A 25440-nucleotide genomic window follows, 5' to 3' on the forward strand; every position below is an offset into this window, starting at 1 on the left:
GATTTATTGTGAGCAAGTCTCTGCAAGCCATCCGTGGCATGAACGACATCCTGCCCGAACAGACGCCCCTGTGGCGCTATTTCGAGGGCACCGTCGCACGTTTGCTGGATAACTACGGTTATCGGCAGATCCGCATGCCAATCGTCGAGTTCACCGAGCTGTTCAAGCGCTCCATCGGCGAAGTGACCGACATCGTCGAAAAAGAGATGTACACCTTCGAGGACCGCAATGGCGATTCCCTGACCCTGCGCCCCGAAGGCACGGCGGCCTGTGTACGTGCGGTGCTCGAACACGGCATCACCGGCGGCGGCCAGGTGCAGAAACTCTGGTACGTCGGCCCGATGTTCCGTCACGAGCGGCCGCAGAAAGGTCGCTATCGCCAGTTCCACCAGATCGGCCTGGAAGTGTTCAACCTCGACGGTCCGGACATCGATGCCGAGCTGATCGTCATGACCTGGCGCCTGTGGGGCGAGCTGGGCCTTCGTGACGCGGTCAAGCTTGAGCTCAACAGCCTGGGCACCAGCGAGTCTCGTGGCCGCTATCGTGAAGCGTTGGTGGAGTTTCTTTCCGCGCACCTGGACAAGCTCGACGAAGACAGCCAGCGCCGTCTGAAGACCAATCCGCTGCGCGTGCTTGACACCAAGAATGCCGATACCCAGGCGATCCTGGCTGACGCGCCGAAAATGGCCGACTACCTCGACGACGAATCCCGTGCGCACTTCGAAGGGTTGAAGGCGCGCCTGGACGCCGTGGGCATTCCTTACGTGATCAACCCCAAGTTGGTCCGCGGCCTGGATTACTACAGCAGGACCGTCTTCGAGTGGGTCACCGACAAGCTTGGCGCCCAGGGCACCGTGTGTGCCGGCGGCCGCTACGACGGCCTGGTGGAGCAGATGGGCGGCAAACCGACGCCAGGCGTGGGCTTTGCCATGGGCATCGAACGCCTGGTGCTGATGCTCGAGGCCCTGGACAAGGTGCCGGAAGAGCTTTCCCGCCAGGTTGACGTCTACCTGTGTGCTTTCGGTGAGGCGGCCGAACTGGCGGCCCTGGCCCTGAGCGAACGGGTTCGCGACCAGTTGCCTGGCTTGCGCCTGCAGATCAACGCCGGTGGTGGCAGCTTCAAGAGCCAGTTCAAGAAGGCCGACAAGAGCGGTGCGCTGTATGCACTGATACTGGGTGACGACGAACTGGCCCAACAAGTGGTAGGTTTCAAACCCCTGCGTGGCCAGGGCGAACAACAAAGCATTGCCTGGGATGCGCTTGCTGCACACCTGGCCACCTGCGTCGTGCAGGGTTGAAGCTGTCAAACAGCCGATTTAGCGATTAAGGAGTATTGGGGTGTCGAGTACCGAAGATGAACAGCTGGCGGATTTGAAGGACTGGTGGAGTCGTAACGGCAAGCCGCTGGTCACTGGCGGCCTGTTGGCGCTGGTCATCGTATTCGGCTGGCAGGCGTTCCAGAAATACCAGAGCAACCAGTCGCAAGGCGCCTCGATGCTCTATCAGCAATTGCTGGAAACCACCCTGACCCCGGACGGCAAGCCTGACGCTGCCCGCGTGGCGGACCTGGCCGGCAAGCTCAACAGCGAATACGGCGGCACCGCCTACGCGCAGTACGGCCGCCTGTTCGTAGCCAAGGTTGCCGTGGACAGCGGCAAGCTGGACGACGCGGTCATCGAGCTCAAAGGTATCGTCGACAAGCCCGCCAACCCGACCTTGGGCGAAGTGGCGCGTCAGCGTCTGGCGCAGGTGCTGGCGGCGCAGAACAAGACCGAAGATGCACTGAAGCTGCTCGACGGCGATGCCGACAAGGCGTTCCTGGCGACCCGCGAAGAACTCAAGGGCGACTTGCTGGTACAGCTGGGTCGTGCTGATGAGGCCTATGCGGCCTACCAAAAAGCCAAGGCTGCGCTGTCGGACGAAGCGGCAGTCGGTGGCCTGCAAATCAAGCTGGACGACCTGGCCAAAGGGGATGCGTGACGTGATCCGTTGGAAACATGCAGCATTGCTGGCTCTGGCCATTCTGGCCGCGGGTTGCAGCAGCAACAGCAAGAAAGAACTGCCGCCGGCTGAACTGACCGACTTCAAAGAAGAAGTCGTGTTGCAGAAGCAATGGAGCCGCTCCATCGGCGACGGCCAGGGCGAAACCTACAACATGCTGGTGCCGGCCATCGACGGCGACACCATCTATGCCGGTGACGTCACGGGCGTGGTGATGGCGATGGATCGTCTGAACGGCGACGTCAAATGGGAAAAAGATCTTGAGCTGCCGGTGTCCGGCGCCGTCGGCGTGGGCTACGGGCTGGTCATGATCGGCACGCTCAAGGGTGAGGTCGTCGCCCTGGATGCCAGTAACGGTGAAGAGAAGTGGCGCGCCCGCGTGTCCAGCGAAGTGCTCGCGCCGCCTGCCTCCAACGGTGATGTGGTCGTGGTCCAGACCCAGGATGACCGTCTGATCGGCCTGGATGCTGCAACCGGCAACCAGCGCTGGTTGTACGACAGCACTCCGGCGGTCCTGACCCTGCGTGGCACCAGCGCACCGATCGTCACCAACCGCCTCGCGGTGGCCGGGCTGTCGACCGGTAAAGTGGTTGCCCTGGACATCTCCAACGGCGTGCCGGTGTGGGAACAACGTGTTGCCGTTCCACAAGGTCGTTCGGAACTGGAGCGCGTGGTCGACATCGACGGCGGCCTGCTGCTGTCCGGCGGCACGATCTACGTTGCCAGCTACCAGGGGCGCGTTGCGGCGCTGGACCTGGAAAGCGGTCGTCCATTGTGGCAGCGCGATGCGTCCAGCTACGCCGGTGTCGCCCAGGGTTTCGGCAGCGTCTATGTCAGCCTGTCCTCGGGCACGGTTGAAGGCGTCGACGAGCGTTCCACCACCGCACTGTGGAGCAACGATTCCCTGGCCCGTCGTCAACTGTCGGCCCCGGAAGTGTTCTCCAGCTACGTTGCAGTCGGTGACCTGGAAGGTTACCTGCACCTGCTGAGCCAGGTGGACGGTCGTTTCGTCGGCCGCGAACGCATCGACAGCGACGGCCTGCGTGCCCGTCCGCTGGTGGCAGACAACATGATCTATGTATATGGCAACAGCGGCAAACTGGAAGCCCTGACCATCAAGTAAGACTATGCTTGGGGCTAGATCTCAAGCGGCCCGTCCATTGTGGGAGCGGGCTTGCTCGCGAATACGGTGTATCAGAAGAGAATTTGTTAACTGACACACCGCATTCGCGAGCAAGCCCGCTCTCACAGGACTGCCTCCGAGCACCAGCCGCTGCCTCGCAGCGGCTTTTGTATTTTCTGAAATAACGAAGTGGAGAGCCGCATGGTTCCCGTAATCGCCCTGGTGGGTCGACCGAACGTCGGCAAGTCCACCTTGTTCAATCGCCTGACCAGGACTCGTGACGCCATCGTCGGCGACTTGTCCGGTCTGACCCGTGATCGCCAATACGGTGAGGCCAAGTGGCAAGGGCGTACCTACATTCTGATCGACACCGGCGGCATCTCCGGCGACGAACACGGCATGGACGAAAAAATGGCCGAGCAATCGCTGCTCGCCATCGAAGAAGCGGATGTGGTGCTGTTCCTGGTAGACGCCAAGGCCGGTTTTACCGCCGCCGACCAGATGATCGCCGAGCATTTGCGCAAGCGTAACAAGCGCTCCCATGTGGTCGCCAACAAGGTCGACAACATCGACCCGGACATGGCCCGCGCCGAGTTCGCGCCGTTGGGCATGGGCCAGGCGATTCCGATTGCCGGTGCCCACGGTCGCGGCATCAGCCAGTTGCTGGAAGTTGCCCTGGCTGACTTCCCGAAAGATGACGATGAGCCTGAAGAGGGCGAAGAAGAAATCGTCGCCGAAGGCGAGGAAGCCAAGCGCATTCCGGGCCCGAGCGAAAAGGACGGGATCAAGATCGCGATCATCGGCCGTCCGAACGTGGGCAAGTCGACGCTGGTCAACCGCATGCTCGGCGAAGACCGGGTCATCGTGTACGACCAGCCCGGCACCACCCGCGACAGTATCTACATCCCGTTCGAGCGCAACGAAGAGAAGTACACGCTGATCGACACCGCCGGTGTGCGCAAGCGCGGCAAGATCCACGAAGAAGTCGAGAAGTTCTCCGTGGTCAAGACGTTGCAGGCCATCAAGGACGCCAACGTGGTGATCTTCGTGATGGATGCCCGCGAAGGCGTGGTCGATCACGACCTGAACCTGTTGGGCTTCGCCCTGGAAGCCGGTCGTGCGCTGGTCATCGCGATCAACAAGTGGGACGGCATGACGCCGAGCGAGCGTGATTACGTGAAGGTCGAATTGCAGCGTCGGCTGTTCTTCGTCGACTTCGCCGATATCCACTTCATCTCGGCCTTGCACGGTACGGGTGTGGGGAACCTCTACGCGTCGGTGCAGAACTCGTTCAAGTCGGCGGTGACCCGCTGGCCGACCAACCGCCTGACCCAGATCCTGGAAGACGCGGTTGGCGAGCACGCGCCACCGATGGTCAACAACCGTCGGATCAAGCTGCGTTACGCTCACCTGGGCGGCGCCAACCCGCCGATCATCGTGATCCACGGCAACCAGATCGAGAAGGTGCCGAAGTCGTACGTCCGTTACCTGGAAAACACCTATCGCCGTGTCCTGAAGCTGGTCGGCACGCCGATCCGCATCGAGTTCAAGGGCGGCGAGAACCCGTACGAAGGCAACAAGAACACGCTCACCGACCGCCAGGTCAACAAGAAGCGCCGCTTGATGTCGCACCACAAGAAAGCCGACAAGAAGCGCCGCGACAAGCGCTGAGTGTCCGGTCACTGCAGGGCTTTGCCCACAGCGACAATGGCAGCACACAAAACCTGTGGCGAGGGGATTTATCCCCGCTGGGCTGCTGAAGCAGCCCTAAAACTCACAACTCGGTGTGTCAGGTAGATTCATTCACTGCTTTGGAGTCGCTCCGCAACCCAGCGGGGATAAATCCCCTCGCCACAGGGTTCAGTGTCGGGATGGCTGTCATGTCATTCAATGAGATAGGGTGTCCGCCGCGGCACCCTTTTTCATGCCCGGCGATTGGGCTATCCTCGACCTCTCCCGCGCCGCGCCAGAGCCGGGTGCAGACGCAGAGAACCCCTGATGATCACCAGCAAGTTGCCGAATGTCGGCATCACCATTTTCACCCAGATGTCCCAGCTCGCCGCGCAGACCGGTGCGCTCAACCTGTCCCAGGGGTTTCCCGATTTCGATGGTCCGCAGGCCCTGCGCGACGCGGTTGGCCGGCATATTGCCCAAGGTCACAACCAGTACTCGCCCATGACGGGGCTGCCAGCCCTGCGTCAGCAGATCGCGGCGAAGATCGCCCGCAGTTATGGAGCCCATGTCGACGTCGATCAGGAAGTCACCGTGACCCCCGGTGCGACCCAGGCGATTTTCTGCGCCATCGCGGCGGTGGTTCAAAGCGGCGATGAAGTGATCGTGTTCGACCCCTGCTATGACAGCTACGAACCCTCGGTCCAACTGGCCGGTGGGCGTTGCGTACACGTCCAGTTGGGCCTGGATGATTTTTCCATCGATTTCCAGAAGCTCGGCGAAGCCCTGAGCCCGCGCACGCGGATGATCATTCTCAACACGCCCCACAACCCCAGCGGCGCCCTGATCAGTCGAGCCGAGCTGGATCAATTGGCGGCGTTGATCCGGGATCGCGATATCTACCTGATCAGCGATGAAGTCTATGAACACCTGGTGTTCGACGGTGTGCCCCATGCCAGCGTCCTTGCCCACGAGGAGCTGTACCGCCGCGCCTTCGTGGTCAGCTCGTTCGGCAAGACCTACCACGTCACCGGCTGGAAAACCGGCTACGTCGTGGCGCCACCGGCCCTGACGGCGGAGCTGCGCAAGGTGCATCAGTACGTCAGCTTCTGTGGCGTGACGCCGCTGCAATATGCCCTGGCCGACTACATGGCCGAGCATCCCGAGCATGTGGAAGAGCTGCCGGATTTCTATCAGGCCAAGCGCGACCTGTTCTGCGATCTGCTGGCCCCGTCGCGGTTCAGCTTCAAGCGCGTGACCGGCACCTATTTCCAGTTGGTGAATTATTCGCACATCCGCCCGGACCTGAACGATGTCGACATGGCGGTCTGGATGACCCGTGAGCACGGCGTGGCGACGATTCCGGTGTCGGTGTTCTACCAGGACCCACCCGAAGGCCAGCGCCTGGTGCGCCTGTGCTTCGCCAAACGCGAGGAGACGCTGCGCGAAGCAGCGGAAAAACTATGCGTGATCTGAGTACGCTGCCGAACCTCAATATCGCCCTGATCCAGACCACCTTGGCGTGGCATGACCGCCAAGCCAACCTGGAACATTTCGAAAGCCTGCTGGAGCAGGCGCGGGGGGCTGACCTGATCATCCTGCCGGAAATGTTCACCACCGGGTTTTCCATGGAGTCGCAAACCCTGGCGGAGCCGGAACACGGCCCCACCAGCGTATGGATGCGGACCCAGGCGGCAAGGCTGGATGCGGTGATCACTGGCAGTCTGATTGTCCAGGCCGCTGACGGCAGCCATCGCAACCGCTTGCTCTGGGTGCGACCGGACGGCGAGGTGCTGCACTACGACAAGCGCCATCTGTTCCGCATGGCCGGCGAACACGATCACTACACACCGGGCGAGCGGCAAGTGCTGTTCGAGCTCAAGGGGTGGCGGGTCCGTCCGCTGATTTGCTATGACCTGCGGTTCCCGGCCTGGAGTCGCGACGCCGAGGACACCGACCTGTTGCTGTACACCGCCAACTGGCCGGGTGCCCGGCGCCAGCACTGGAACCGCCTGCTGCCGGCCCGCGCTATCGAGAACCTTTGCTACGTGGCGGCGGTGAACCGCATCGGTACCGACGGCAAGGGCTTCGCTTACACCGGCGACAGTCAGGTGCTGGACTTCCAGGGCGAGACCTTGCTCAGCGCGGGGGAGGCCGATGGTGTGTTCATGGTGAGTTTGAATGCGGCGGACCTGGCGGCCTATCGCAAGCGCTTTCCGGCGAACCTGGATGCCGACCGTTTCGAATTCATCTGATTGAAACGATTCAGCTCTTAAGAAGTGTTGTTGCGTGCCGATAACGGGTCAGCCAAGGAGGAGTCCCTATGACCACGATCAGCGCAATTACCGTAAATCCTTACCCACTCTCGGCCCCGAAGGTCCGGATCGACGGGGCGGCCGAAGAAACGGTGGCCGCTTCGGCGGCATCGACTGATGCGGGCGACGGGAAGGAAAAGTCACTGAAAGTCGATGTCAGCGGCGCCAACATCGCCGGCGCGCCTGCCAGCGGTGGTGTGGATATCATCGAGCAACTGAAGAAGCAGATCGAGCAGGCCGAAAAGCTGTTGGCCCAGCAGCAGGCCGAACTGGCCCGCGTGCAAAAGAGCCAGGCCAGCGAAGAGCAGAAGGCCCAACAGGCCATGGCCATTCAGACCCAGATCATGGGCACCCAGGCGGCCTTGCAGACCTTGCGGGCGGCGCTGTTACAGGCGATGACCGTTTCGGTTGATACCCATGCCTGAGATTGTCGTTGCCTGACAGATCGCTATCGCGAGCAGGCTCGCTCCCACAAGAGCTGCATGGAACCTGTGGGCGCGAACCTGCTTGCGATGGGGCCATGACAGTCAGCACAAGACCAGCCAAACAAAAAGGCCCCAGGGTTCACGCCCCGGGGCCTTCTGCATTCCGGCCGCGACTCAGGCCGCCTTGGCCTCAGGCTGGCTCAGCGAGCGGTTCAGCGCGCTGAACAGGGCCTTGAAGCTGGCGGTGGTGATGTTTTCATCGATGCCCACGCCGTGCACCGCACGCTCACCGTTGACCCGCAGTTCGATGTACGCCGCTGCTTTGGCGTTGGTGCCAGCGCCGATGGCGTGTTCGTTGTAGTCCATGATTTCCACGGGAATCGGCAGGCCGGCCACCAACGCCTCCAGCGCGCCGTTGCCCTTGCCGCGCCAGTGCAGGTTGGTTTCGCCCTGGCCCTTGCTGGCGACTTCCACTTCCACGGCACTGTTGCCGTTCTCTTCCTGCAGGCGATGGCTGACCAACGCGTACGGGGTGTTGGCTTGCAGGTATTCGCGTTGCAGCAGGCTGTGGATCTGCTGGGCGGTCATTTCGAGGCCGAGGCGGTCGGTCTCGCGCTGAACCACCTGGCTGAACTCGATCTGCATGCGGCGCGGCAGGCTGATGCCGTATTCCTGTTCCAGCAGGTAGGCGATACCGCCCTTGCCCGACTGGCTGTTGACGCGGATCACTGCCTCGTAGCTGCGGCCGATGTCGGCCGGGTCGATCGGCAGGTACGGCACTTCCCACAGCGTGTCGGATTTCTGCTGGGCAAAGCCCTTGCGGATAGCGTCCTGGTGCGAGCCGGAGAACGCGGTGTGAACCAGGTCGCCGACGTAGGGGTGACGTGGATGCACCGGAATCTGGTTGCACTCTTCGACCACTTTGCGCACGCCGTCGATGTCGGAGAAGTCCAGCTCAGGGTTGATGCCCTGGGTGTAGAGGTTCAGCGCCACGGTCACCAGGTCGACGTTGCCGGTGCGCTCGCCGTTGCCGAACAGGCAGCCTTCGACACGGTCGGCGCCGGCCATCAGGCCCAGCTCGGTGGCGGCCACGCCGGTGCCACGGTCGTTGTGGGTGTGCAGGCTGATGAGCACGCTGTCACGACGGGTGATGTTGCGGTGGAACCACTCGATCTGATCGGCGTAGATGTTCGGGGTAGCGACTTCCACGGTGGCAGGCAGGTTGAGGATCACCTTGTGCTCGGGGGTCGGGTTCCAGACTTCGATCACCGCGTCGCAGACTTCCTTGGCGAACTCCAGCTCAGTGGCGCTGAAGGTCTCTGGCGAGTACTCGAACTGCCATTGGGTTTCCGGCTGCTGGGCAGCGTATTTGACGAACAGCTTGGCCGCGTTCACCGCGATTTCCTTCACGCCTTCCTTGTCCTGGTTGAACACGATACGGCGGAACGACGGGCAGGTGGCGTTGTACAGGTGGACGATGGCTTTCTTTGCGCCGCGCAGGGATTCGAAAGTGCGGGCGATCAGGTCTTCACGGGCCTGGGTCAGCACCTGGATGGTGGTGTCGTCCGGGATGTGGCCTTCTTCGATGAGGGTGCGCACGAAGTCGAAATCAGTTTGCGAGGCGGCGGGGAACGACGCTTCGATTTCCTTGACGCCCACAGCGACCAGGGTTTTCCAGAAGCGCAGTTTCTTGACCGCGTCCATCGGCTCGATCAGCGACTGGTTGCCATCGCGCAGGTCGGAACTGCACCAGATCGGCGCGGCGGTGATGGTCTTCGACGGCCAGGTACGATCCGGCAGGTTGATGGTCGGGAAGGCGCGGTATTTGGAAGACGGGTCTTTGAGCATGCTCATGGGCGGAATCCTTATTGTCGTGGCCGGAAAAAGGCGGCCTGCCGGTGGTTCGAACGGGGGTGGCTCTACAGCCTGGACGGGGTGCCGCGATTCAGCCCGGCAGTCGTGCGCTGACGAGGCACAGGCTGCGATGCTGGCGAAGCTGGATGAGGGTGTGAGAGGTTTTCATGCCTTCAACCCTAACCGGGTGGGGGGAGGATCGCAAGCAGTCGGAAAAAATTGAGAGAAGTTCTGCTTTGTAGAAGGTTTTCGAGATTTTATTGCAGGATTTAGTGGGAATTGTCGTTTTATTGCGTTGATGTTTGTGGCTCGGCAATCTCTAGGGCCACGGCGCATGTGCCGGCCTCATCGCGAGCAAGCTCGGCTCCCACAGGGTATTCGACGCTTTCAAATATTACGCAACACCTGTGGGAGCCGAGCTTGCTCGCGATGAGGCCAGTAGGCTCACCACAAAAAAAAACTCAGGGCTCGAACGCCCCGATAAAAATCGTCGGGTCCACCCGCGCATCGTTCAGGCTGATGTTCCAGTGCATGTGCGGCCCGGTCGCTCGACCGGTGGCGCCGACCTTGCCCACCACCGTGCCCCGGGCCAGTTGCTGGCCAACCTTCACGTCGATCTTCGACATGTGGCAGAACATGCTGATGAAGCCCTGGCCATGGTCGACGAACACGGTGTTGCCATTGAAGAAGTAGTTGCCGGTAAGGATCACCTTGCCGGCCGCCGGCGTCTTGATCGGCGTGCCGGCGGGCACGGCGAAGTCCAGGCCGGCGTGGGGGTTGCGCTCTTCGCCGTTGAAGAAGCGACGCACGCCAAACCGGCTCGACAGCGGGCCGTTGACCGGCTTGTCCAACAGCAGGTTACTGGGGATGTTCGGGCTGAAGCTGCGGTAGGCCTTCAACTGTACGGCCAGCTCGGCGTCGATGCGCTTGAGGTCCGCCGGGTTCGGATTGACCTGGCGCTTGTTCTTCAGGGTGATGTGCTGCTCGGGGTACTTTTTATAGCCGACCACGAACGGTTGGGTGCTGCCGCCGCTGCTGATCTGCTGGGTGCCCGGCTGGACGGTCAGCGGGATGCCGACAATCGCCAGCCAGTTGTTCTGTTCCTTGACCACCAGCACCGGTTTGCCTTGATAGCTGGCTTTCGGCGCCTGGGTCGCGGTACCCAGGTCGACCACCGCCACACCCCCCGGCACCGGTTTGTTCAGCAGGCGGGTGATGTAACTGTCGGCGTGGGCGTTGAAGGTCAGGCACAGCAAAAGCAGGGGCGCTAGAAATCGCGGCATGGATCAATCCAGTAGAGAAAGGGTGACCGGCGTCAGGTGATTGTCTTCGACCCGCACCAGCAATTCGCCTTCGCCGAGCCGGGCCGTCAGGCGCTGGCCGGTCTGGGTCTGTCCGGCACTGCGGATCGCATGGCCGCGTTCGTCCAGCAAGATGCTGTAGCCCCGGCCGAGGGTCGCCAGGGGGCTGACGATGTGCAGCGTCTGCATCTGGTTGTGCAATTGCACGCGTCGCGCTTTTAAGCCTTCGCGCATGGCCCGGGGCAGGCGTTCGGCCAGGCTGTCCAGGCGCTGGCGCAGCAGCGCCAGGTGGCGGCCCGGATGTTGTCCGGCCAGGCGGGTTTCCAGGCGGATCAGGCGTTCGCGACGGGTATTGAGGCTGCGTTCGAAGGCCCGGCGCAGGCGCATGTCCAGGTCGTCGAGGCGCTGGGCTTGCTGGCGCAGACGTTCACCGGGGTGGCGCAGTCGTCGGGTCAGGCCTTCGAGGCGCAGTTGATCGCGCATCAAACGGTCACGCATGCGCATCACCAGCCGCCGATGGAGGCTTTCGACCCGGCGCACCAGGTCGCCGGCGTCCGGCGCCAGCAGTTCGGCGGCGGCGGACGGCGTTGGAGCGCGTACGTCGGCGACGAAATCGCTGATGGACACGTCGGTTTCATGGCCGACGGCGCTGACGATCGGCGTCACGCAGGCATCCACGGCCCGGGCCACGGCTTCTTCGTTGAAGCACCACAAGTCTTCCAGGGAACCGCCGCCACGGGCCAGAATCAGCGCATCGAACCCCCGGGCGTCCGCCAGCTTCAGGGCGCGGACGATCTGTGCGGTGGCTTCGCGGCCCTGCACGGCGGTGGGGATCAACGTCAGGGCAATCTGCGGCGCACGGCGACGGAACACGCTGATGATGTCGCGGATCACCGCGCCGGTGGGCGAACTGATGATGCCGATGCGTTGTGGATGAGCGGGCAGGGGCACCTTGCGCTCGGCGCTGAACAGGCCTTCGGCGCTGAGCTTTTCCTTCAGGGCATCGAAGGCCAGGCGCAGGGCACCGTCGCCGGCCGGCTCCACGGTGTCGAGAATCAACTGGTAATCGCCACGGCCCTCGAACAGCGATACCTTGCCGCGTACCTTGACCGCCAACCCGTCCTTCAAGGCCTGGCGCACCCGCGCGGCGTTCTGCCGGAACAGCGCGCAACGCACCTGGGCACCGCTGTCCTTGAGGGTGAAGTACACATGACCGGAGGCGGGGCGGGCCAGATTGGAAATCTCGCCCTCGACCCAGATGTTGCTGAACACGTCTTCGAGCAACACCCGCGCACGGCCATTGAGCTGGCTGACAGTCAGGACTTCTCGGTCCAGGCCCAGTCGGGCAAAGGGATCTTTAATCATGGGCGGCATGATAAGGGCATTTGCCGCTTAATCTCCATGTGTGGAAACAATTAGACCGGGTTGCCTTCATCGCGAGCAGGCTCGCTCCCACAAAGGTTCTGCGTCGTACACAGCATATGAATCCAATGGAAATCCAATGTGGGAGCGAGCCTGCTCGCGATAGCAGTGCTGGATAAGCCTGCGACCTCTGGCTAAAGTCGCCGCTTCGTCAGCAAGGAAATGCCGGATGAACCTTTTCTCGTGGTTAGGCCAATGGGCATTCGCACCCACGGATTGGCTGGTGATCGGCTTGGCCATCGCCCTGGCTTACATCGTATTCGGCATTGCCGGGTTCGGCACGGCGCTGGTGGCCGCGCCGATCCTGCTGCTGTTCATACCCCTGTCGAAAATCGTGCCGCTGCTGGTGCTGCTGGATTTTGTCGCGGCGTTCGGCAACCTGCTGCCGTCACGCAAGGATGTTGCCCGACCGGAGTTGCTGCGGTTGTTGCCGTGTATGGCGGTCGGTTGCACCCTGGGTGTGATTTTCCTGCTCAACCTCAAGTCTGACCTGCTGTTGCTGTTGATGGGCCTGTTCATCAGCGCCTACGCGGTCTACAGCCTGTGGATAAAGAGCCGGCCCACGCAGTTGTCGGCGCTGTGGGCGATCCCGATGGGTACGGTGGGCGGGATGTTCGGGGCCTTGTTCGGCAGCGGCGGCTTTTTATATGCGATCTATTTGAACAGCCGCTTGCCCAAGGAGCCGGCCCGGGCCACCCAAAGCGCGCTGATCAGTTGCAGCACCGTGGTGCGCTTGAGCCTGTTCGCTGTCGCGGGCGTGTATGCCGAACTACCCTTGTTGGTACTGGCGCTGTGTTTGTTGCCGGCCATGGCGCTGGGGTTGTGGATAGGTCGGCGCCTGACGCTGAAGATGTCGCGCGAGACCTTCGTGCGCCTGGTGACCTGGCTGGTGCTTGCCAGCGGCCTCGCGCTGATCGGGCGCTACCTGAGCGCTTGACCTGGTTTGGCCAGGGATTAAGCTGCCGGCCTTTGATAACACCTGTAGGAGCAAAGCTTGCTCGCGATGGTATCGCCCCCATCATCTGATGGACCGAAGTGTCCCCATCGCGAGCTTTGCTCCTACAGAGAACCCCCAGGCCCCGCCATGAATTCCCAAAGCATCATTGTCCCGAAAATCTCCACCTTGCCGGTCCATGAGCCCAGGGCCCGGGCGATCGTGCGCTGGCTGGTGCGCAAGAACATCGTCGAAGAACAGCTGACCACCTGCGGGCGCACGGGCAATCGCATGGCCCACGCCATCGCCCCTGGTGCACGAGCCGTTGTCCTGCACCCCGACGCGCTGCCGTTCGGCGAGCCGATTAATGGCCTGGAGATCATCACCAAACGCTGCATCTACACCCCGGCCAAGGGCTTTCTCGAGGAGGCGGGCTGCGCCGAGTGCCGGCGGGAAATCGGCGAGGCGCTGTTCGAAAGCCTGGAGGACTGGATGCCCGACCGCACCGACAACTTCACCTGCCCTGAGTGCGGGCATGAAGATGACATCAACGGCTTCCTGTTCCTGCAGCCCTGCGGCTTCTCCAACCTGGGGTTCATCTTCAACAACTGGCTGGAGGCGGGGTTCAAGCAGGCGTTCCTCGACGAATTCGCCGATTGGCTGGATCAGCCGGTGAGTTGGGTGAAGGTAGAGTTGTAGATAGGCTCACCGGAGATTGCTTTTGTGGCGAGGGGATTTATCCCCGCTGGGGCGCGAAGCGGCCCTAAACCCAGGCTGTGCGGTACATCAGGCATATGAGTCGACCACCTTGGGACTGCTGCGCAGTCCAGCGGGGATAAATCCCCTCGCCACAGGGGGGCGGTGTATCGCCGCAGTGGGGCGATCAGCCCCGTCAATCACCCCGGCAATAATAGGCAGAGTTTTACATTGAGCCAGACGGTGTGCATGAGTATAATGGCGCGCTTCCATTTTCCCGCTCGGGAGCCCCCGCGATGCTGCGTATCAGCCAAGAAGCTCTGACCTTCGACGACATTCTCCTAGTGCCTGGTTATTCCGAGGTGCTGCCTAACGAAGTCAGTCTCAAAACCCGTCTTACCCGTGGCATCGAACTGAATATCCCGCTGGTTTCCGCTGCCATGGACACCGTGACCGAAGCCCGTCTGGCCATTGCCATGGCCCAGGAAGGCGGTATCGGTATCATCCACAAGAACATGACCATCGAACAGCAGGCCGCCGAAGTGCGCAAGGTCAAGCGGTTCGAGGCTGGCGTGGTCAAGGATCCGATCACCATCGAGGCTGATGCCACGGTGCGCGACCTGTTCGAACTGACCCGCATGCACAACATCTCCGGCGTTCCGGTGCTGCATGATGGCGATCTGGTCGGCATCGTCACCTCCCGCGACGTGCGTTTCGAGAACCGCCTGGATGCCACCGTCCGCCAAGTGATGACGCCTAAAGAGCGCCTGGTCACGGTCAAGGAAGGCACCAGCAAGGACGAAGTCCGCGAATTGCTGCACAAGCACCGCATCGAGCGCGTGCTGATCGTCGACGACAAATTCGCCCTCAAGGGCATGATGACCGTCAACGACATCGAAAAAGCCAAGGCCTACCCGTTGGCCAGCAAGGACGACCAGGGTCGTCTGCGCGTCGGTGCCGCGGTCGGTACCGGCAAGGACACCGGTGATCGCGTCGCCGCGCTGGTCAATGCCGGCGTCGACGTGGTGGTGGTTGATACCGCCCACGGCCATTCCAAAGGCGTGATCGATCGCGTTCGCTGGGTCAAGCAGAACTTCCCTGAAGTGCAGGTGATCGGCGGCAACATCGCCACCGGCGCTGCCGCCAAGGCCTTGGCCGAAGCCGGCGCCGACGCGGTCAAGGTCGGTATCGGCCCTGGCTCGATCTGCACCACCCGGATCGTCGCCGGTGTCGGCGTGCCGCAGATCAGCGCCATCGCCAACGTCGCCGCTGCCCTTGAAGGCACTGGCGTACCGTTGATCGCCGACGGCGGCATCCGCTTCTCCGGTGACCTGTCCAAGGCCATCGTGGCCGGTGCCTCTGCCGTGATGATGGGCTCGATGTTCGCCGGTACCGAAGAAGCACCGGGCGAGATCGAGCTGTTCCAGGGCCGTAGCTACAAGGCTTACCGCGGCATGGGTTCGCTGGGTGCCATGTCCCAGGCCCAGGGTTCTTCCGACCGCTACTTCCAGGACTCCTCCGCGGGTGCCGAGAAGCTGGTACCGGAAGGCATCGAAGGTCGCGTGCCGTACAAAGGCACCCTGACCGCGATCATCCATCAGCTGATGGGTGGCCTGCGTTCCTCGATGGGCTACACCGGCAGCGCCGACATCGAAGAGATGCGCACCAAGCCGGAGTTCGTACGCATCACCGGCGCCGGCATGGCCGAGTCCCATGTCCACGATGTACAGATCACCAAGGAAGCGCCGAACTACCGGGTCGGCTAACGCCTCGAGCCGCGAGTTACAAGCTTCAAGCTACAAGCGGTAGTTGCGTTGCAGCAACTACCGCGTTCTCCCCGATCAACTGGCAGCTTGCGGCTTGAAGCTTGCAGCTGCATCAGAGAATGAGTCATGGCCCTCGACATTCACGCTCACCGCATCCTGATCCTCGACTTCGGTTCCCAGTACACCCAGCTGATTGCCCGCCGCGTGCGTGAAATCGGCGTGTACTGCGAATTGCACCCGTTCGACATGGATGACGAAGCGATTCGCGAGTTCGCTCCCAAAGGCGTCATCCTCGCCGGCGGTCCCGAGTCCGTGCACGAAGCCGACAGCCCACGCTGCCCGCAAGCGGTGTTCGACCTGGGCGTACCGGTCTTCGGCATCTGCTACGGCATGCAGACCATGGCCGAGCAGCTCGGCGGCAAGGTGGAAGGCTCCGACCTGCGTGAGTTCGGTTATGCCCGCGTTGACGTGGTCGGCAAGAGCCGCCTGCTGGACGGCATCGAAGACCATGTGGACGCCGATGGCCTGTTCGGCCTGGACGTGTGGATGAGCCACGGTGACAAGGTCACCAAGATGCCGGAAGACTTCCACATCCTCGCCAGCACGCCGAGCTGCCCGATTGCCGGCATGTTCAGCGACGAGCGTCGTTACTACGGCGTGCAGTTCCACCCGGAAGTGACCCACACCAAGCAGGGCGGCCGTATCCTGTCGCGCTTCATCCTCGACATCTGCGAGTGCGAAGCCCTGTGGACTCCGTCGAAAATCGCTGAAGACGCCATCGCCCAGGTGCGCGCCCAGGTCGGTACCGACAATGTGCTGCTGGGCTTGTCCGGCGGCGTGGACTCCTCTGTGGTCGCCGCGCTGTTGCACAAGGCCATCGGTGATCAACTGACCTGCGTCTTCGTCGACAACGGCCTGCTGCGCCTGCACGAAGGCGAGCAAGTGATGGCCATGTTCGCCGAGAACATGGGCGTCAAGGTGATCCGCGCCAACGCCGAAGAGCAGTTCCTGACCAACCTGGCCGGCGAGTCCGACCCGGAGAAGAAGCGCAAGATCATCGGCCGCACCTTCATCGACGTGTTCGATGCCGAATCCTGCAAGCTCGACAACATCAAGTACTTGGCCCAGGGCACCATCTACCCCGACGTGATCGAGTCGGCCGGCGCCAAGAGCGGCAAGGCCCACGTGATCAAGTCCCACCACAACGTCGGTGGCCTGCCGGAAGAAATGAACCTCAAGCTGGTCGAGCCGCTGCGCGAACTGTTCAAGGACGAGGTCCGTCGCCTCGGCCTGGAACTGGGCCTGCCGTACGACATGGTCTACCGCCACCCATTCCCGGGCCCGGGCCTGGGCGTGCGGATCCTCGGTGAAGTGAAGAAGGAATACGCCGACCTGCTGCGTCGCGCCGACCACATCTTCATCGAAGAACTGCGCAAGGCCGACTGGTACCACAAGGTCAGTCAGGCGTTCGTGGTGTTCCAGCCGGTGAAATCGGTTGGCGTGGTCGGCGATGGCCGTCGCTACGCTTGGGTCGTGGCCCTGCGTGCGGTGGAAACCATCGACTTCATGACCGCTCGCTGGGCGCACCTGCCGTACGAGCTGCTGGAAACCGTTTCCGGTCGCATCATCAACGAAATCGACGGTATCTCCCGCGTGACGTATGACGTGTCGAGTAAGCCGCCGGCGACGATTGAGTGGGAATGATCCCGCGTCCGGCATAGACCGGCAGCAAGTGGCATGAAACACCCCTGAAGCCCGCGTAATTGCGGGCTTTTTGCGTTTTCGGCTCCGCACTATCTGGCAAGTTTTCGCATCGCCAAGCACCCCGTTTTTATGGCATGGTAGATGGTACGACCTGACCCTAATGCCATGTTCGGCGCTCGATACCATGTCGCTCCTAAGCAGATGGGCATGGTATTGATTCACGTTAAAGTATTGATCTGTAAGGTTTTTATAGGATTAATGCGATGCGGAGTGAGCATGGTATTTTTTAGAGGAAACCCGCCCTGACCATGCTGACCGATACCAAGCTGCGTAACATCAAGCCGAAAGACAAGCTCTACAAAGTGAACGACCGTGACGGTCTCTATGTAGCCATCACCCCGGCGGGGTCGATTTCATTCCGCTACAACTACTCGATCCACGGTAGGCAGGAGACCATCACCTTCGGCCGTTACGGTGTAGGGGGCATCACCCTAGCGGAAGCCCGGGAACGACTCGGCGAGGCAAAAAAGATGATCGCCGCTGGGAAGTCACCAGCCAAAGAGAAGGCCAGAGAAAAGGGCCGCGTCAGGGATGCGGAGACGTTCGGCGCTTGGGCTGAAAAATGGCTGCGTGGGTACCAAATGGCTGATTCCACCCGCGATATGCGACGCTCGGTTTTCGAACGAGAGCTAAAGCCGAAATTTGGCAACCAGAAACTCGCTGAAATTACGCATGAGGACCTGCGAGCGCTGACTGACAGCATCGTGGAGCGAGGTGCTCCGGCAACAGCAGTTCACTCGCGAGAGATTGTCATGCAGGTCTTTCGATGGGCAATCGAACGTGGTCAGAAGGTTGAGAACCCGGCTGATCTAGTACGGCCTACCAGCATCGCAAAATTCGAGCCGCGCGACCGGGCCTTGACTCCTGATGAAATCGCCTTGATGTATCAGTACATGGAACGCATTGGTACCGCTTCTTCGGTGCGTGTTGCGGCTAAGTTGCTGTTGCTAACCATGGTTCGCAAAAGTGAACTGACCAATGCGACTTGGAGCGAAATCAATTTCAGCGAAGCAGTCTGGACAGTTCCCAAAGAGCGGATGAAGCGCCGTAATCCGCATTTGGTGTTCCTGTCCAGGCAAGCGCTTGATATTTTCATTGCTCTGAAAACCTTTGCGGGTGGCTCGGAATATGTTCTTCCATCGCGCTATGACTCTGACTTACCGATGAGCAGTGCCACTCTCAATCAAGTGCTAACGCTGACCTATCGCCTCGCTCAGAAAGAGGGGCAGTCGCTAGGCAAGTTCGGGCCGCATGACTTGCGACGGACTGCCAGCACATTGTTACATGAGGCTGGCTATAACACCGATTGGATCGAGAAGTGCCTCGCACACGAACAGAAGGGTGTGCGAGCGGTTTACAACAAGGCCGAATATCGAGATCAGCGTCGGGCGATGCTGCAGGATTGGGCGGACATGATCGACGAGTGGACGCTTAGGAGACCGCGCTCCGAGGGCTGATACCGAGCTTCGTGGACTACAGAGTACATGGCGCCCATTCGTTTGTGGCGAAACGCCCACTTCGGTGGGCTTTTTTTTTGTCCCGAAACGCACGTTTTAGGGACACTTTTTTTCTCTGAATTTCGTTTAAAAAAACTACCGATAAAACAAGAGATTGGGTGATTATTCCCGTCCCGAAACTGGACGTTTGACGGACACTTAAGTAATTGATTTGTATGGGAAAATCGTCTAAAAATGCTGGAAAATACCGGAAATGTGGGGCAATAATCGAACCTCGAATGATCACGAAACGAGGTATTCGGTGTGGAGAAAGAATCGAGAAAAGTCCTGATCAGCAAGAAACAGTTGCTGGCAATGATCCCGTTGTGCGAGCGCACGATCTACAACTTTGAAAAGCAGGGAAAATTCCCTCGGCGTATTGCTCTTAGCAGCCGTAAGGTGGTCTGGGACTTGGGGGAAGTGGAGGAATGGATTGATGCGTGCAAGGGGACCGGCCCGGCTCCCCGGCCCGGAATGGGGGCCTGAATTGTGGCGATTGACTTACGGGCAGCTTTCGAGAACGAGCCGCCCTCACTTGATTTCATATGGCCCGGCTTCCTTGCAGGCACAGTGGGAGCCTTGGTAGCTCCCGGAGCCACTGGTAAGAGCTTCTGGGCGCTGGAGGCGGCAATGTCCGTTGCCTGTGGCGCAACCGTTGAAAGCAGAGCGGCCGGTGGTGACTTAGTAGGACTTGCACCCGCGAAATCTGGCCGCGTCGTCTATTACGCAGGAGAAGACCCCGAGCCAGCGTTGATCGGGCGAATTCACTCCATTGGCAAACACCTTGGCCAAGAAGCTCGCGGAGCTATCGTAGAAAATCTCATGGTCATGCCGATCATGGGAACGCTCTTGGATGTCATGAGGAAAAGGCAGCGGGCCGAGCTTATAGAGCAATGCAAAGGTGCTCGACTGATCGTTCTCGATACATTGAGCCGTATCCATACCCTTGATGAGAACAGCAACAGCGAGATGGCGCGGCTTGTCTCCACGCTGGAGCATATAGCGGCCAGCACAGGAGCATCAGTTCTTTATCTCCACCATGTGAGCAAAAGCAGTGCTCGCGACGGGCAGGCAGATCAGCAACAGGCTTCACGAGGCGCTTCGGTACTCGTCGATAACGTCCGATGGTGCGGTTTCATCGCCAAGATGACTGACAAAGAAGCAGAAACCCGTACCGATCGGGCCTTTGACCGACAGCCCATCGGTGGGGAGCGCCGAGGCTTCTTTGTTCGTTTCGGCGTTAACAAGCAAAACTATGCCCGCACGCCGAAAGAGCGCTGGTACATGCAGCACGATGGAGGCGTGTTGCTGCCGGTAGACCTGTTGGACGCCAATCAGGACAGCGGAAAGGGGCGTCACCGTGAGCAAGCATGATTTGACTCATGCCCGGCACGACCCGGTGCATTGCCTCGCCCCCGGCCTGTTCCGTAGCCTCAAGAAAGGAGAGCGCAAGCACAGCAAGCTCGACGTGGTATATGACTACGGTAACGGCAAGCGTATCGAGTTCAGCGGCCCGGAACCATTGGGGGCCGACGATCTACGCATTTTACAAGGACTCGTGGCAATGGCTGGCCCTTCTGGACTCGTGCTTTCGCCCGACCCGCAGACAGAAGCTGGCCGCCAGCTACGTCTATTCCTTGAGCCTAAGTGGGAAGCTATCCAGCAGGATGCAATGGTGGTCAGGGGCAGCTATGGGGCGTTGGCCAGCGAAGTGGGCTACGCGAACAAAAAGGACACCGAACGAGTACGCGAATGTATCGAGAGGCTTTGGAAAGTCTCGATCATTGCGCAAAACGGAAGGCAACGGCAGGGCTTTCGCTTGTTGTCCGAGTACGCCAGCGATGAGCTGAATGGCAGGTTGTACGTGGCGCTGAATCCTCTGATTGCTCGCGCAATCATGGGCGGGCCACACGTGCAACACATTCGCATAGATATGGCCGAAGTGAGGAAGCTAAAGACTGATCCCGCCCGCCTGTTCCATCAGCGGCTCTGCGGCTGGATTGACCCAGGCAAATCGGGGCGTGTCGAGCTAGGCACGCTTTGCAGCTATGTCTGGCCCGATGGCGCTACAAATCCTAATACCATCAAAAAGCGCCGCCAGACAGCACGCAAAGCGTTGGCGGAGCTGGTCGCCGTGGGTTGGAAGCTGGACGAATATGCCAAAGGCAAATGGGAAATCGGACGTCCCAAGGCCCACGATAACGGCACCCGCCCCACGTTTTCAGCACCCAACCCCCACGTTTTCAGCACCCAATCCCCACGTTAACGGTACCCGGTTCATTTCTGAAATCCCAGCAACGGCGGGGCCTTGCGGGCAGTTCGCAAATCTCATCCAAGATTCTCTAAGAATCTCCATCATGCGCGCGAAGCGCCGCGCCCTGGTGGCGCAGCTCATCGCTTGCTCTGTTGGTCGGCCTGCGGCCGTTAGGCACCAAAAGGAAGGGCGACTCCATCGAACACACGCCACCTAAACCAACAAGTGCATCCCGCCGTCTGCGGCATCCGAAGACACACCAAAGAGAAGGTCTCGGGGTGAACGACCAATCAGAAGGTCGCAGGAGCCGCCATAACGCTTTTAGATGATGCGGGATGGCTCGGGTGCTGTAGCCAAAAAATCGCTCAGAATTCAGCTCAGGGCCTTACAGGTGGTGTAATCGACGGAGCTGAGACAGGTTCGTGCGTATTACTAATGGCGAAGCCCCCGCGCTTTTGATCGGCGCAGCCGGGAGTAGCCCCCGTGATGAAATATCACGAGTAGCCGCAAGTCTGTTGTGTCAACGCAAAGCGTTGTCCACGGGACGCGCAGTACCCCAGGTGCGGAGGCTTTGGGCTTGTGCTGGGACTGACAGAACGACCAACTGACGGGGAGTGAACCTGATGCAATCACGAGGCTGCGTTTGGAAAGTAAAACCCCGCACTTAGGCGGGGTTGTGTGGGTCTGGTCAGTGATCACTGCTTGCCGGGACTCTCTTGCTTCTGTGCTTCCTGCGCGCCTTGGATGGCCATCAACGCCTGCTGATTCAGGGCTGCGTTATTCTTGCTGCCCAGCAAAGGTAGATGATTCATAGCCTGTGCCCCAGCAAACATGCGATAGGACGCCGACAATGCGAGCGGGTTCACTCGAAGCTGCAAGGCCGTGTACTGGCGATCTAGACTATCGAGTTGCGGCCCGTAGCCCTTGCTACGTAGCCATCGGCCGAGCGCCCACATGCCGATGGCAAATGTCGATGCGAATACTACGAATCCAGCGAACATCAGTATGTCCATCATGGTTATTTCTCCGAGTTGTCGTTGTTTGATGCCGTGCCGGGCACATTGAGTGAGGCTAGGCGACTTGTGGCGGGGCTTTCGTCCGAGGATGGACGGATGACGTTAGATTCCGTTTGTGCAGCTTCCACGGTTGTTTCCGTGCCATTGGTTGGAACGGTCGAGCTGGCACCGTCGGGAACAGGCGGCGGAGATCCTGCACCAAGAGACAGAGAGTGCGCATTCTCCATGCCCGGCACTGCCATCGAGGTCATCACACCGAGCGCTTTTGCGCTAGCGTTGGCCGCTTGGGAAAGGGCGTTGCCAGAGCCAACAACTCCCCCTTTTGGTGCCCCTTGCTGGTCTTTGTCGTCTTTTTCCTGCGCCGCTCTCCCGGCCTGCTTGGTCGCCTGCTGGACACCACTGCTAGGCTGCTGCGGATCCGTGCCCGGTGATTGAGGGGCGGCACTGCCACCTACGCGGGCACCGGCCGACGACGCACCTTGAGCGGCCGCTTGGCCGCCCGTGCTCGCGCCGAGGCCAGCGGCCGCACCGCCGTGAGTCGCCGTCGCTGCGGGCGCACCACCACCGGCAAAACTGGAATTGATCGCAGAAGCCAGACCGCCGCCGCCAATCCCACCTGCACCCGCTACACCGGCTCCAGCAGCGCCGCCAGTACCGGCAGCGCCAAGAGCACCGGCAGCAGCCGGAGCGGCCGCCCCGGCCGTGGCGATGGTGGCAGCCGCCGCAGCCGCTCCGGCTGCCCCGGCCACCGCCATCCCGCCAATGGCCGAGCCACCGCCCATGGACGTGCCGCTAATCATGCCGCCGATCAGGTCAGGAATAGTCTTGGTCAGATAGCAGCATACCAAGGCCAAGCCGACCATCGTCATCAATGACGCTTCATCATTGGTATAGGCTGCTAACCACTGCTTAGCCGACTGTACAACCAGGCCGACAATCAGAGTCAATACAAATAGCTTTGCACCAATCGCGACGGTGAAACGCATTGGCGCAATTGCAAATTCCCGCGTCCATTGCGAGCCACCAAAGCCCAAGAACAGCACGGATGCGTTGATGATTACGTAGGCCTCTACGAGCGTGACAAACATGAATGCAGCGATGAATGCGAAACATGCCAACACAAGAATTGCGCATACAGCGATCAGAAGTCCCTTGGCCGGAGAAAATACTGAAATGCCCTCTACCATTGTGCGGCCAAAATCCAGCGCAACTGCAAGCATATCGCCGGGTTCTAATGCACGCCCAAGGCCGCTCGCTGATGCCGCTGCATCGCGGAAACTATCGACGATGGCCGTCGACCACTCCACTGAGTACTTCATGACTGCAAGGAAGAAACCGATCACCAGCACGAAGCGCAGCAGCTCGCCGACAATCTCGCCGAAGTCGGCTTGCTTCATTACCAGAGGCATGAACGTCCAAATAAACTGGATCGAGGCCAGCAGCCAGAACAGTCTGATCGCATAGTCATACAGCTTCGCTGACCACTGGTGCGACTGTTGCAAAACTAGGTCGAGTAGGCCCTGAACCGATGTATCGGCATGGGAAAGGTCGGTCGCGGCCATAGCATTTCCGGCCATGAACACACTCGTCAAGGCGAGGAACAACAAAAGACGACGATCCATAGCTAGTACCCCTTCACGCCGCCGCGAGTGTTCGGGCGCGCCTCAAACGACGCATCAGCGTCACGCTGTTGCCGTTGTTGCTCAGCCATCGCAGTACATTCGATGTTGCTTTGAACCACCACGGCAACCATGTAACCGGTCAGTGCGGACCCGGCGCACATCAACGCGATTAGCCATTTCGAAATAGTCATTCTCAGTACTCCTTCACGCCGCCGCGTGTGTTTTTCCTCGCTTCAAACTGCTGTTCAGCCGCTTCGCTAACGGCCTGCCGGTCGCCTTGCTGGGCCATGTAGTTGCCCTGCATGTTGATTTGGGTGGCCATCAGATCCCGCAGTTTTTGCAGTTGCTGCACGTTCTGCGAGGCGATTTCGTTGCCCGCCTGAATAGCTTGCATGCGGCCTACGGCTGACTGCGAACGGGCCACCATGCGAGCAAGCTGGGCGTCTTCAGGCTCGAACGTGCTGGTATTGAGATTTGCCGCTTCCATCGCCGTTTTCACGTTGTCGCGGCCCTGTTGCGACCACTTTTGATAGCGATCCTGCGCCGGGACCTCTGTCGAGTTCGCTGCTTGATTCAGGTAGGAATCGAAGTCGGGGAAAGCCGTGTTGAACTGCGAATCCATGTTCTGGATTTGACGGCCCAAGGCCTGCGAACGGTTGTAGATGTTCACCACGCTTTTCAAGTCAGCCGCAATGCTGCCAAACATCGAATCGGGCAGGCCCGTGCCCTGCGTGACCATGTTTTGGTACTGCTGAATCTGCGTTTGCAGTTGCTCGGCGGTGTTCAGCGCCGTGTTGACCTGTTCGGCGTACTCGAACATCTGTTGATAGAACGTCGAGCAGTTAGAGCAGTAGATGGCGTAAGCCGGTGCAGGTGTGATGTAGAGGCCTACACCAAGGCCTGTGGTTGCCATTGCCACAGCTAGCGCCGCGCCTCGGCCAAATACCCGAGCGACATAGGCTGACGTTTTTCGCGATTCCATTTCCATGCCGAATACCTCATTTTGTCGTAATCTGAGGTCTGATTATTGTCCGATACGGGGTGGTTTTGAATATGCGGATAGATACTTATCCGTATAGATTTCAATGACTTGCGTCCGGAAACTGTCCGTCAATCATCCTTTGCAATGATGCCAACCATCTGACTTGTCTAGGGTTTTTCTTTCATGAGGAAGAATACTTAGCTGTCCGGTTTGATGCTTTTTGCGGACAAAAAAAAGCCCACCAAAGTGAGCTTTTGATAAGTATGTGCGCGGCGTCAGTGGGCCGCGTAATAAGGATTCTGAGCGCGATAAAGGCTACGTTCAGTCTCAGGGATGTGCAGCGTCTCTAGGTGCCACTCTTCGAGTGAAGAAGCTAGCTCGGCCGCAATGCGCTGGGCTTCCACAACGGGCTTACTAGATTGCCCGCTGGCTCGACCTAGGCAGGCTTGCAGTTCATTGAGTTGATTGGCCAAAGCGCTGATGCGGTGAGCTGTCTTCATGATCAATTCCTCTTGTTGATCCCTTCCACGATTCTATCGAATTCTTCCCGGATCTGATCGTCCGTAAGCTCGAGATTAACCAATCCTGATTTTATTGCAATTCTTCCGATTCTTTCTGCTGCCTCATTGTCGAGCTTTGCAAGCCTTGCCTTAGCCATCTCTAGCTCAGAAAGCGCGTCAGCTCTTCGCTCGGAAAGGGTTTTTCTAGCCAATTTGCGTGCTCCTTTTTTGGTGCCATTTCGGCCTTAACCTATTGTGGATCACGGAGATTTTAGCGACCGCTGGAATTTCTGACCAC

24 protein-coding genes are annotated in these 25440 nt (G+C 60.1%); 15 read left to right on the plus strand and 9 right to left on the minus strand.

The window, feature by feature from the left end; genetic code table 11:
- Positions 1–8: 8 nt before the first annotated feature.
- The 7 genes from hisS (at position 9) to LOY35_RS05250 (ending at position 7535) form a co-directional block, all read left to right on the plus strand.
- Positions 9–1298 carry a histidine--tRNA ligase gene (gene hisS / locus LOY35_RS05220; protein ID WP_258631193.1) on the plus strand — a complete coding sequence of 430 codons (1290 nt, stop codon included), beginning with the start codon at positions 9–11 and terminating at the stop codon, positions 1296–1298.
- Positions 1299–1338: 40 nt separating this feature from the next.
- A complete protein-coding gene (locus LOY35_RS05225) occupies positions 1339–1980 on the plus strand; it encodes a tetratricopeptide repeat protein (protein ID WP_258631194.1) in 642 nt (213 codons plus the stop codon).
- On the plus strand, positions 1973–3124 hold the full coding sequence (gene bamB / locus LOY35_RS05230) for an outer membrane protein assembly factor BamB (RefSeq protein WP_258631196.1): 1152 nt from the start codon (positions 1973–1975) through the stop codon (positions 3122–3124). Before LOY35_RS05225 ends, bamB begins: the two co-directional genes overlap by 8 nt.
- 201 nt (positions 3125–3325) lie before the next feature.
- Positions 3326–4795: a ribosome biogenesis GTPase Der gene (gene der, locus LOY35_RS05235; protein ID WP_024777056.1), complete on the plus strand. Its 1470-nt coding sequence runs from the start codon at positions 3326–3328 to the stop codon at positions 4793–4795.
- 327 nt (positions 4796–5122) lie between these two features.
- A complete protein-coding gene (locus tag LOY35_RS05240; protein ID WP_258631198.1) occupies positions 5123–6271 on the plus strand; it encodes a pyridoxal phosphate-dependent aminotransferase in 1149 nt (382 codons plus the stop codon).
- Positions 6259–7050, plus strand: a complete 792-nt coding sequence (locus LOY35_RS05245; protein ID WP_258631200.1) for an amidohydrolase — start codon at positions 6259–6261, stop codon at positions 7048–7050. The genes LOY35_RS05240 and LOY35_RS05245 overlap by 13 nt, the downstream gene beginning before the upstream one ends.
- Before the next feature lie 68 nt (positions 7051–7118).
- On the plus strand, positions 7119–7535 hold the full coding sequence (locus tag LOY35_RS05250) for a hypothetical protein (RefSeq protein ID WP_258631203.1): 417 nt from the start codon (positions 7119–7121) through the stop codon (positions 7533–7535).
- A gap of 174 nt (positions 7536–7709) precedes the next feature.
- Here LOY35_RS05250 and leuA read toward each other — a convergent pair whose 3' ends face one another.
- The 3 genes from leuA to xseA form a co-directional block, all read right to left on the minus strand.
- Positions 7710–9389 carry a 2-isopropylmalate synthase gene (gene leuA, locus LOY35_RS05255; protein ID WP_258631207.1) on the minus strand — a complete coding sequence of 560 codons (1680 nt, stop codon included), beginning with the start codon at positions 9387–9389 and terminating at the stop codon, positions 7710–7712.
- Between the two features lie 461 nt (positions 9390–9850).
- Positions 9851–10672 carry a peptidoglycan DD-metalloendopeptidase family protein gene (locus LOY35_RS05260; protein WP_258631209.1) on the minus strand — a complete coding sequence of 274 codons (822 nt, stop codon included), beginning with the start codon at positions 10670–10672 and terminating at the stop codon, positions 9851–9853.
- A gap of 3 nt (positions 10673–10675) precedes the next feature.
- Positions 10676–12055: an exodeoxyribonuclease VII large subunit gene (gene xseA / locus LOY35_RS05265; protein ID WP_025212018.1), complete on the minus strand. Its 1380-nt coding sequence runs from the start codon at positions 12053–12055 to the stop codon at positions 10676–10678.
- Between the two features lie 226 nt (positions 12056–12281).
- Here xseA and LOY35_RS05270 point away from each other — a divergent pair, with 226 nt between their 5' ends.
- From LOY35_RS05270 to repC, 8 genes are all read left to right on the plus strand, one after another.
- Entirely contained in the window at positions 12282–13049 is a 768-nt protein-coding gene (locus LOY35_RS05270) for a sulfite exporter TauE/SafE family protein (protein ID WP_258631211.1), read from the plus strand.
- Positions 13050–13196: 147 nt separating this feature from the next.
- On the plus strand, positions 13197–13745 hold the full coding sequence (locus LOY35_RS05275; protein ID WP_258631213.1) for a sugar ABC transporter ATPase: 549 nt from the start codon (positions 13197–13199) through the stop codon (positions 13743–13745).
- A 293-nt stretch (positions 13746–14038) separates the two neighbouring features.
- Positions 14039–15508, plus strand: coding sequence for an IMP dehydrogenase (gene guaB / locus LOY35_RS05280; protein WP_258631215.1), 1470 nt, complete (start codon positions 14039–14041; stop codon positions 15506–15508).
- Positions 15509–15634: 126 nt separating this feature from the next.
- Entirely contained in the window at positions 15635–17212 is a 1578-nt protein-coding gene (gene guaA / locus LOY35_RS05285) for a glutamine-hydrolyzing GMP synthase (RefSeq protein ID WP_053192656.1), read from the plus strand.
- A gap of 308 nt (positions 17213–17520) precedes the next feature.
- Positions 17521–18729: a site-specific integrase gene (locus LOY35_RS05290; protein WP_103714983.1), complete on the plus strand. Its 1209-nt coding sequence runs from the start codon at positions 17521–17523 to the stop codon at positions 18727–18729.
- Between the two features lie 303 nt (positions 18730–19032).
- Positions 19033–19254 carry an AlpA family transcriptional regulator gene (locus LOY35_RS05295; protein ID WP_182240349.1) on the plus strand — a complete coding sequence of 74 codons (222 nt, stop codon included), beginning with the start codon at positions 19033–19035 and terminating at the stop codon, positions 19252–19254.
- A gap of 3 nt (positions 19255–19257) precedes the next feature.
- Positions 19258–20142, plus strand: coding sequence for a helicase RepA family protein (locus LOY35_RS05300; protein WP_258631218.1), 885 nt, complete (start codon positions 19258–19260; stop codon positions 20140–20142).
- Positions 20129–21034, plus strand: coding sequence for a replication protein C, IncQ-type (gene repC / locus LOY35_RS05305; protein ID WP_258631220.1), 906 nt, complete (start codon positions 20129–20131; stop codon positions 21032–21034). The genes LOY35_RS05300 and repC overlap by 14 nt, the downstream gene beginning before the upstream one ends.
- Positions 21035–21717: 683 nt before the next feature.
- Here repC and LOY35_RS05310 read toward each other — a convergent pair.
- The 6 genes from LOY35_RS05310 to LOY35_RS05335 form a co-directional block, all read right to left on the minus strand.
- Positions 21718–22038 carry a hypothetical protein gene (locus LOY35_RS05310; protein ID WP_258631222.1) on the minus strand — a complete coding sequence of 107 codons (321 nt, stop codon included), beginning with the start codon at positions 22036–22038 and terminating at the stop codon, positions 21718–21720.
- Between the two features lie 2 nt (positions 22039–22040).
- Entirely contained in the window at positions 22041–23660 is a 1620-nt protein-coding gene (gene trbL, locus LOY35_RS05315; protein WP_258631223.1) for a P-type conjugative transfer protein TrbL, read from the minus strand.
- A 2-nt stretch (positions 23661–23662) separates the two neighbouring features.
- Positions 23663–23851, minus strand: coding sequence for a hypothetical protein (locus LOY35_RS05320; protein ID WP_182240339.1), 189 nt, complete (start codon positions 23849–23851; stop codon positions 23663–23665).
- Positions 23852–23853: 2 nt separating this feature from the next.
- Complete coding sequence (trbJ, locus tag LOY35_RS05325) at positions 23854–24648, minus strand: P-type conjugative transfer protein TrbJ (RefSeq protein ID WP_258631224.1); 795 nt, start codon at positions 24646–24648, stop codon at positions 23854–23856.
- A gap of 269 nt (positions 24649–24917) precedes the next feature.
- On the minus strand, positions 24918–25142 hold the full coding sequence (locus LOY35_RS05330; protein ID WP_045338569.1) for a hypothetical protein: 225 nt from the start codon (positions 25140–25142) through the stop codon (positions 24918–24920).
- 2 nt (positions 25143–25144) lie between these two features.
- Entirely contained in the window at positions 25145–25354 is a 210-nt protein-coding gene (locus tag LOY35_RS05335; protein WP_258631226.1) for a TraC family protein, read from the minus strand.
- Between the last annotated feature and the right edge of the window lie 86 nt (positions 25355–25440).

Source organism: Pseudomonas sp. B21-028, from assembly GCF_024749045.1.
GTDB lineage: Bacteria > Pseudomonadota > Gammaproteobacteria > Pseudomonadales > Pseudomonadaceae > Aquipseudomonas.

What these genes read in the sequence shown, in the direction of transcription:
- bamB (WP_258631196.1), top strand. Translation starts at nt 1,973, where the DNA reads ATGCGTGACGTGATCCGTTGGAAACATGCAGCATTGCTGGCTCTGGCC.
- der (WP_024777056.1), top strand. Translation starts at nt 3,326, where the DNA reads ATGGTTCCCGTAATCGCCCTGGTGGGTCGACCGAACGTCGGCAAGTCC.
- LOY35_RS05240 (WP_258631198.1), top strand. Translation starts at nt 5,123, where the DNA reads ATGATCACCAGCAAGTTGCCGAATGTCGGCATCACCATTTTCACCCAG.
- LOY35_RS05245 (WP_258631200.1), top strand. Translation starts at nt 6,259, where the DNA reads ATGCGTGATCTGAGTACGCTGCCGAACCTCAATATCGCCCTGATCCAG.
- LOY35_RS05250 (WP_258631203.1), top strand. Translation starts at nt 7,119, where the DNA reads ATGACCACGATCAGCGCAATTACCGTAAATCCTTACCCACTCTCGGCC.
- leuA (WP_258631207.1), bottom strand. Translation starts at nt 9,389, where the DNA reads ATGAGCATGCTCAAAGACCCGTCTTCCAAATACCGCGCCTTCCCGACC.
- LOY35_RS05260 (WP_258631209.1), bottom strand. Translation starts at nt 10,672, where the DNA reads ATGCCGCGATTTCTAGCGCCCCTGCTTTTGCTGTGCCTGACCTTCAAC.
- xseA (WP_025212018.1), bottom strand. Translation starts at nt 12,055, where the DNA reads ATGATTAAAGATCCCTTTGCCCGACTGGGCCTGGACCGAGAAGTCCTG.
- LOY35_RS05270 (WP_258631211.1), top strand. Translation starts at nt 12,282, where the DNA reads ATGAACCTTTTCTCGTGGTTAGGCCAATGGGCATTCGCACCCACGGAT.
- LOY35_RS05275 (WP_258631213.1), top strand. Translation starts at nt 13,197, where the DNA reads ATGAATTCCCAAAGCATCATTGTCCCGAAAATCTCCACCTTGCCGGTC.
- guaB (WP_258631215.1), top strand. Translation starts at nt 14,039, where the DNA reads ATGCTGCGTATCAGCCAAGAAGCTCTGACCTTCGACGACATTCTCCTA.
- guaA (WP_053192656.1), top strand. Translation starts at nt 15,635, where the DNA reads ATGGCCCTCGACATTCACGCTCACCGCATCCTGATCCTCGACTTCGGT.
- LOY35_RS05290 (WP_103714983.1), top strand. Translation starts at nt 17,521, where the DNA reads ATGCTGACCGATACCAAGCTGCGTAACATCAAGCCGAAAGACAAGCTC.
- LOY35_RS05310 (WP_258631222.1), bottom strand. Translation starts at nt 22,038, where the DNA reads ATGATGGACATACTGATGTTCGCTGGATTCGTAGTATTCGCATCGACA.
- trbL (WP_258631223.1), bottom strand. Translation starts at nt 23,660, where the DNA reads ATGGATCGTCGTCTTTTGTTGTTCCTCGCCTTGACGAGTGTGTTCATG.
- LOY35_RS05320 (WP_182240339.1), bottom strand. Translation starts at nt 23,851, where the DNA reads ATGACTATTTCGAAATGGCTAATCGCGTTGATGTGCGCCGGGTCCGCA.
- trbJ (WP_258631224.1), bottom strand. Translation starts at nt 24,648, where the DNA reads ATGGAAATGGAATCGCGAAAAACGTCAGCCTATGTCGCTCGGGTATTT.
- LOY35_RS05330 (WP_045338569.1), bottom strand. Translation starts at nt 25,142, where the DNA reads ATGAAGACAGCTCACCGCATCAGCGCTTTGGCCAATCAACTCAATGAA.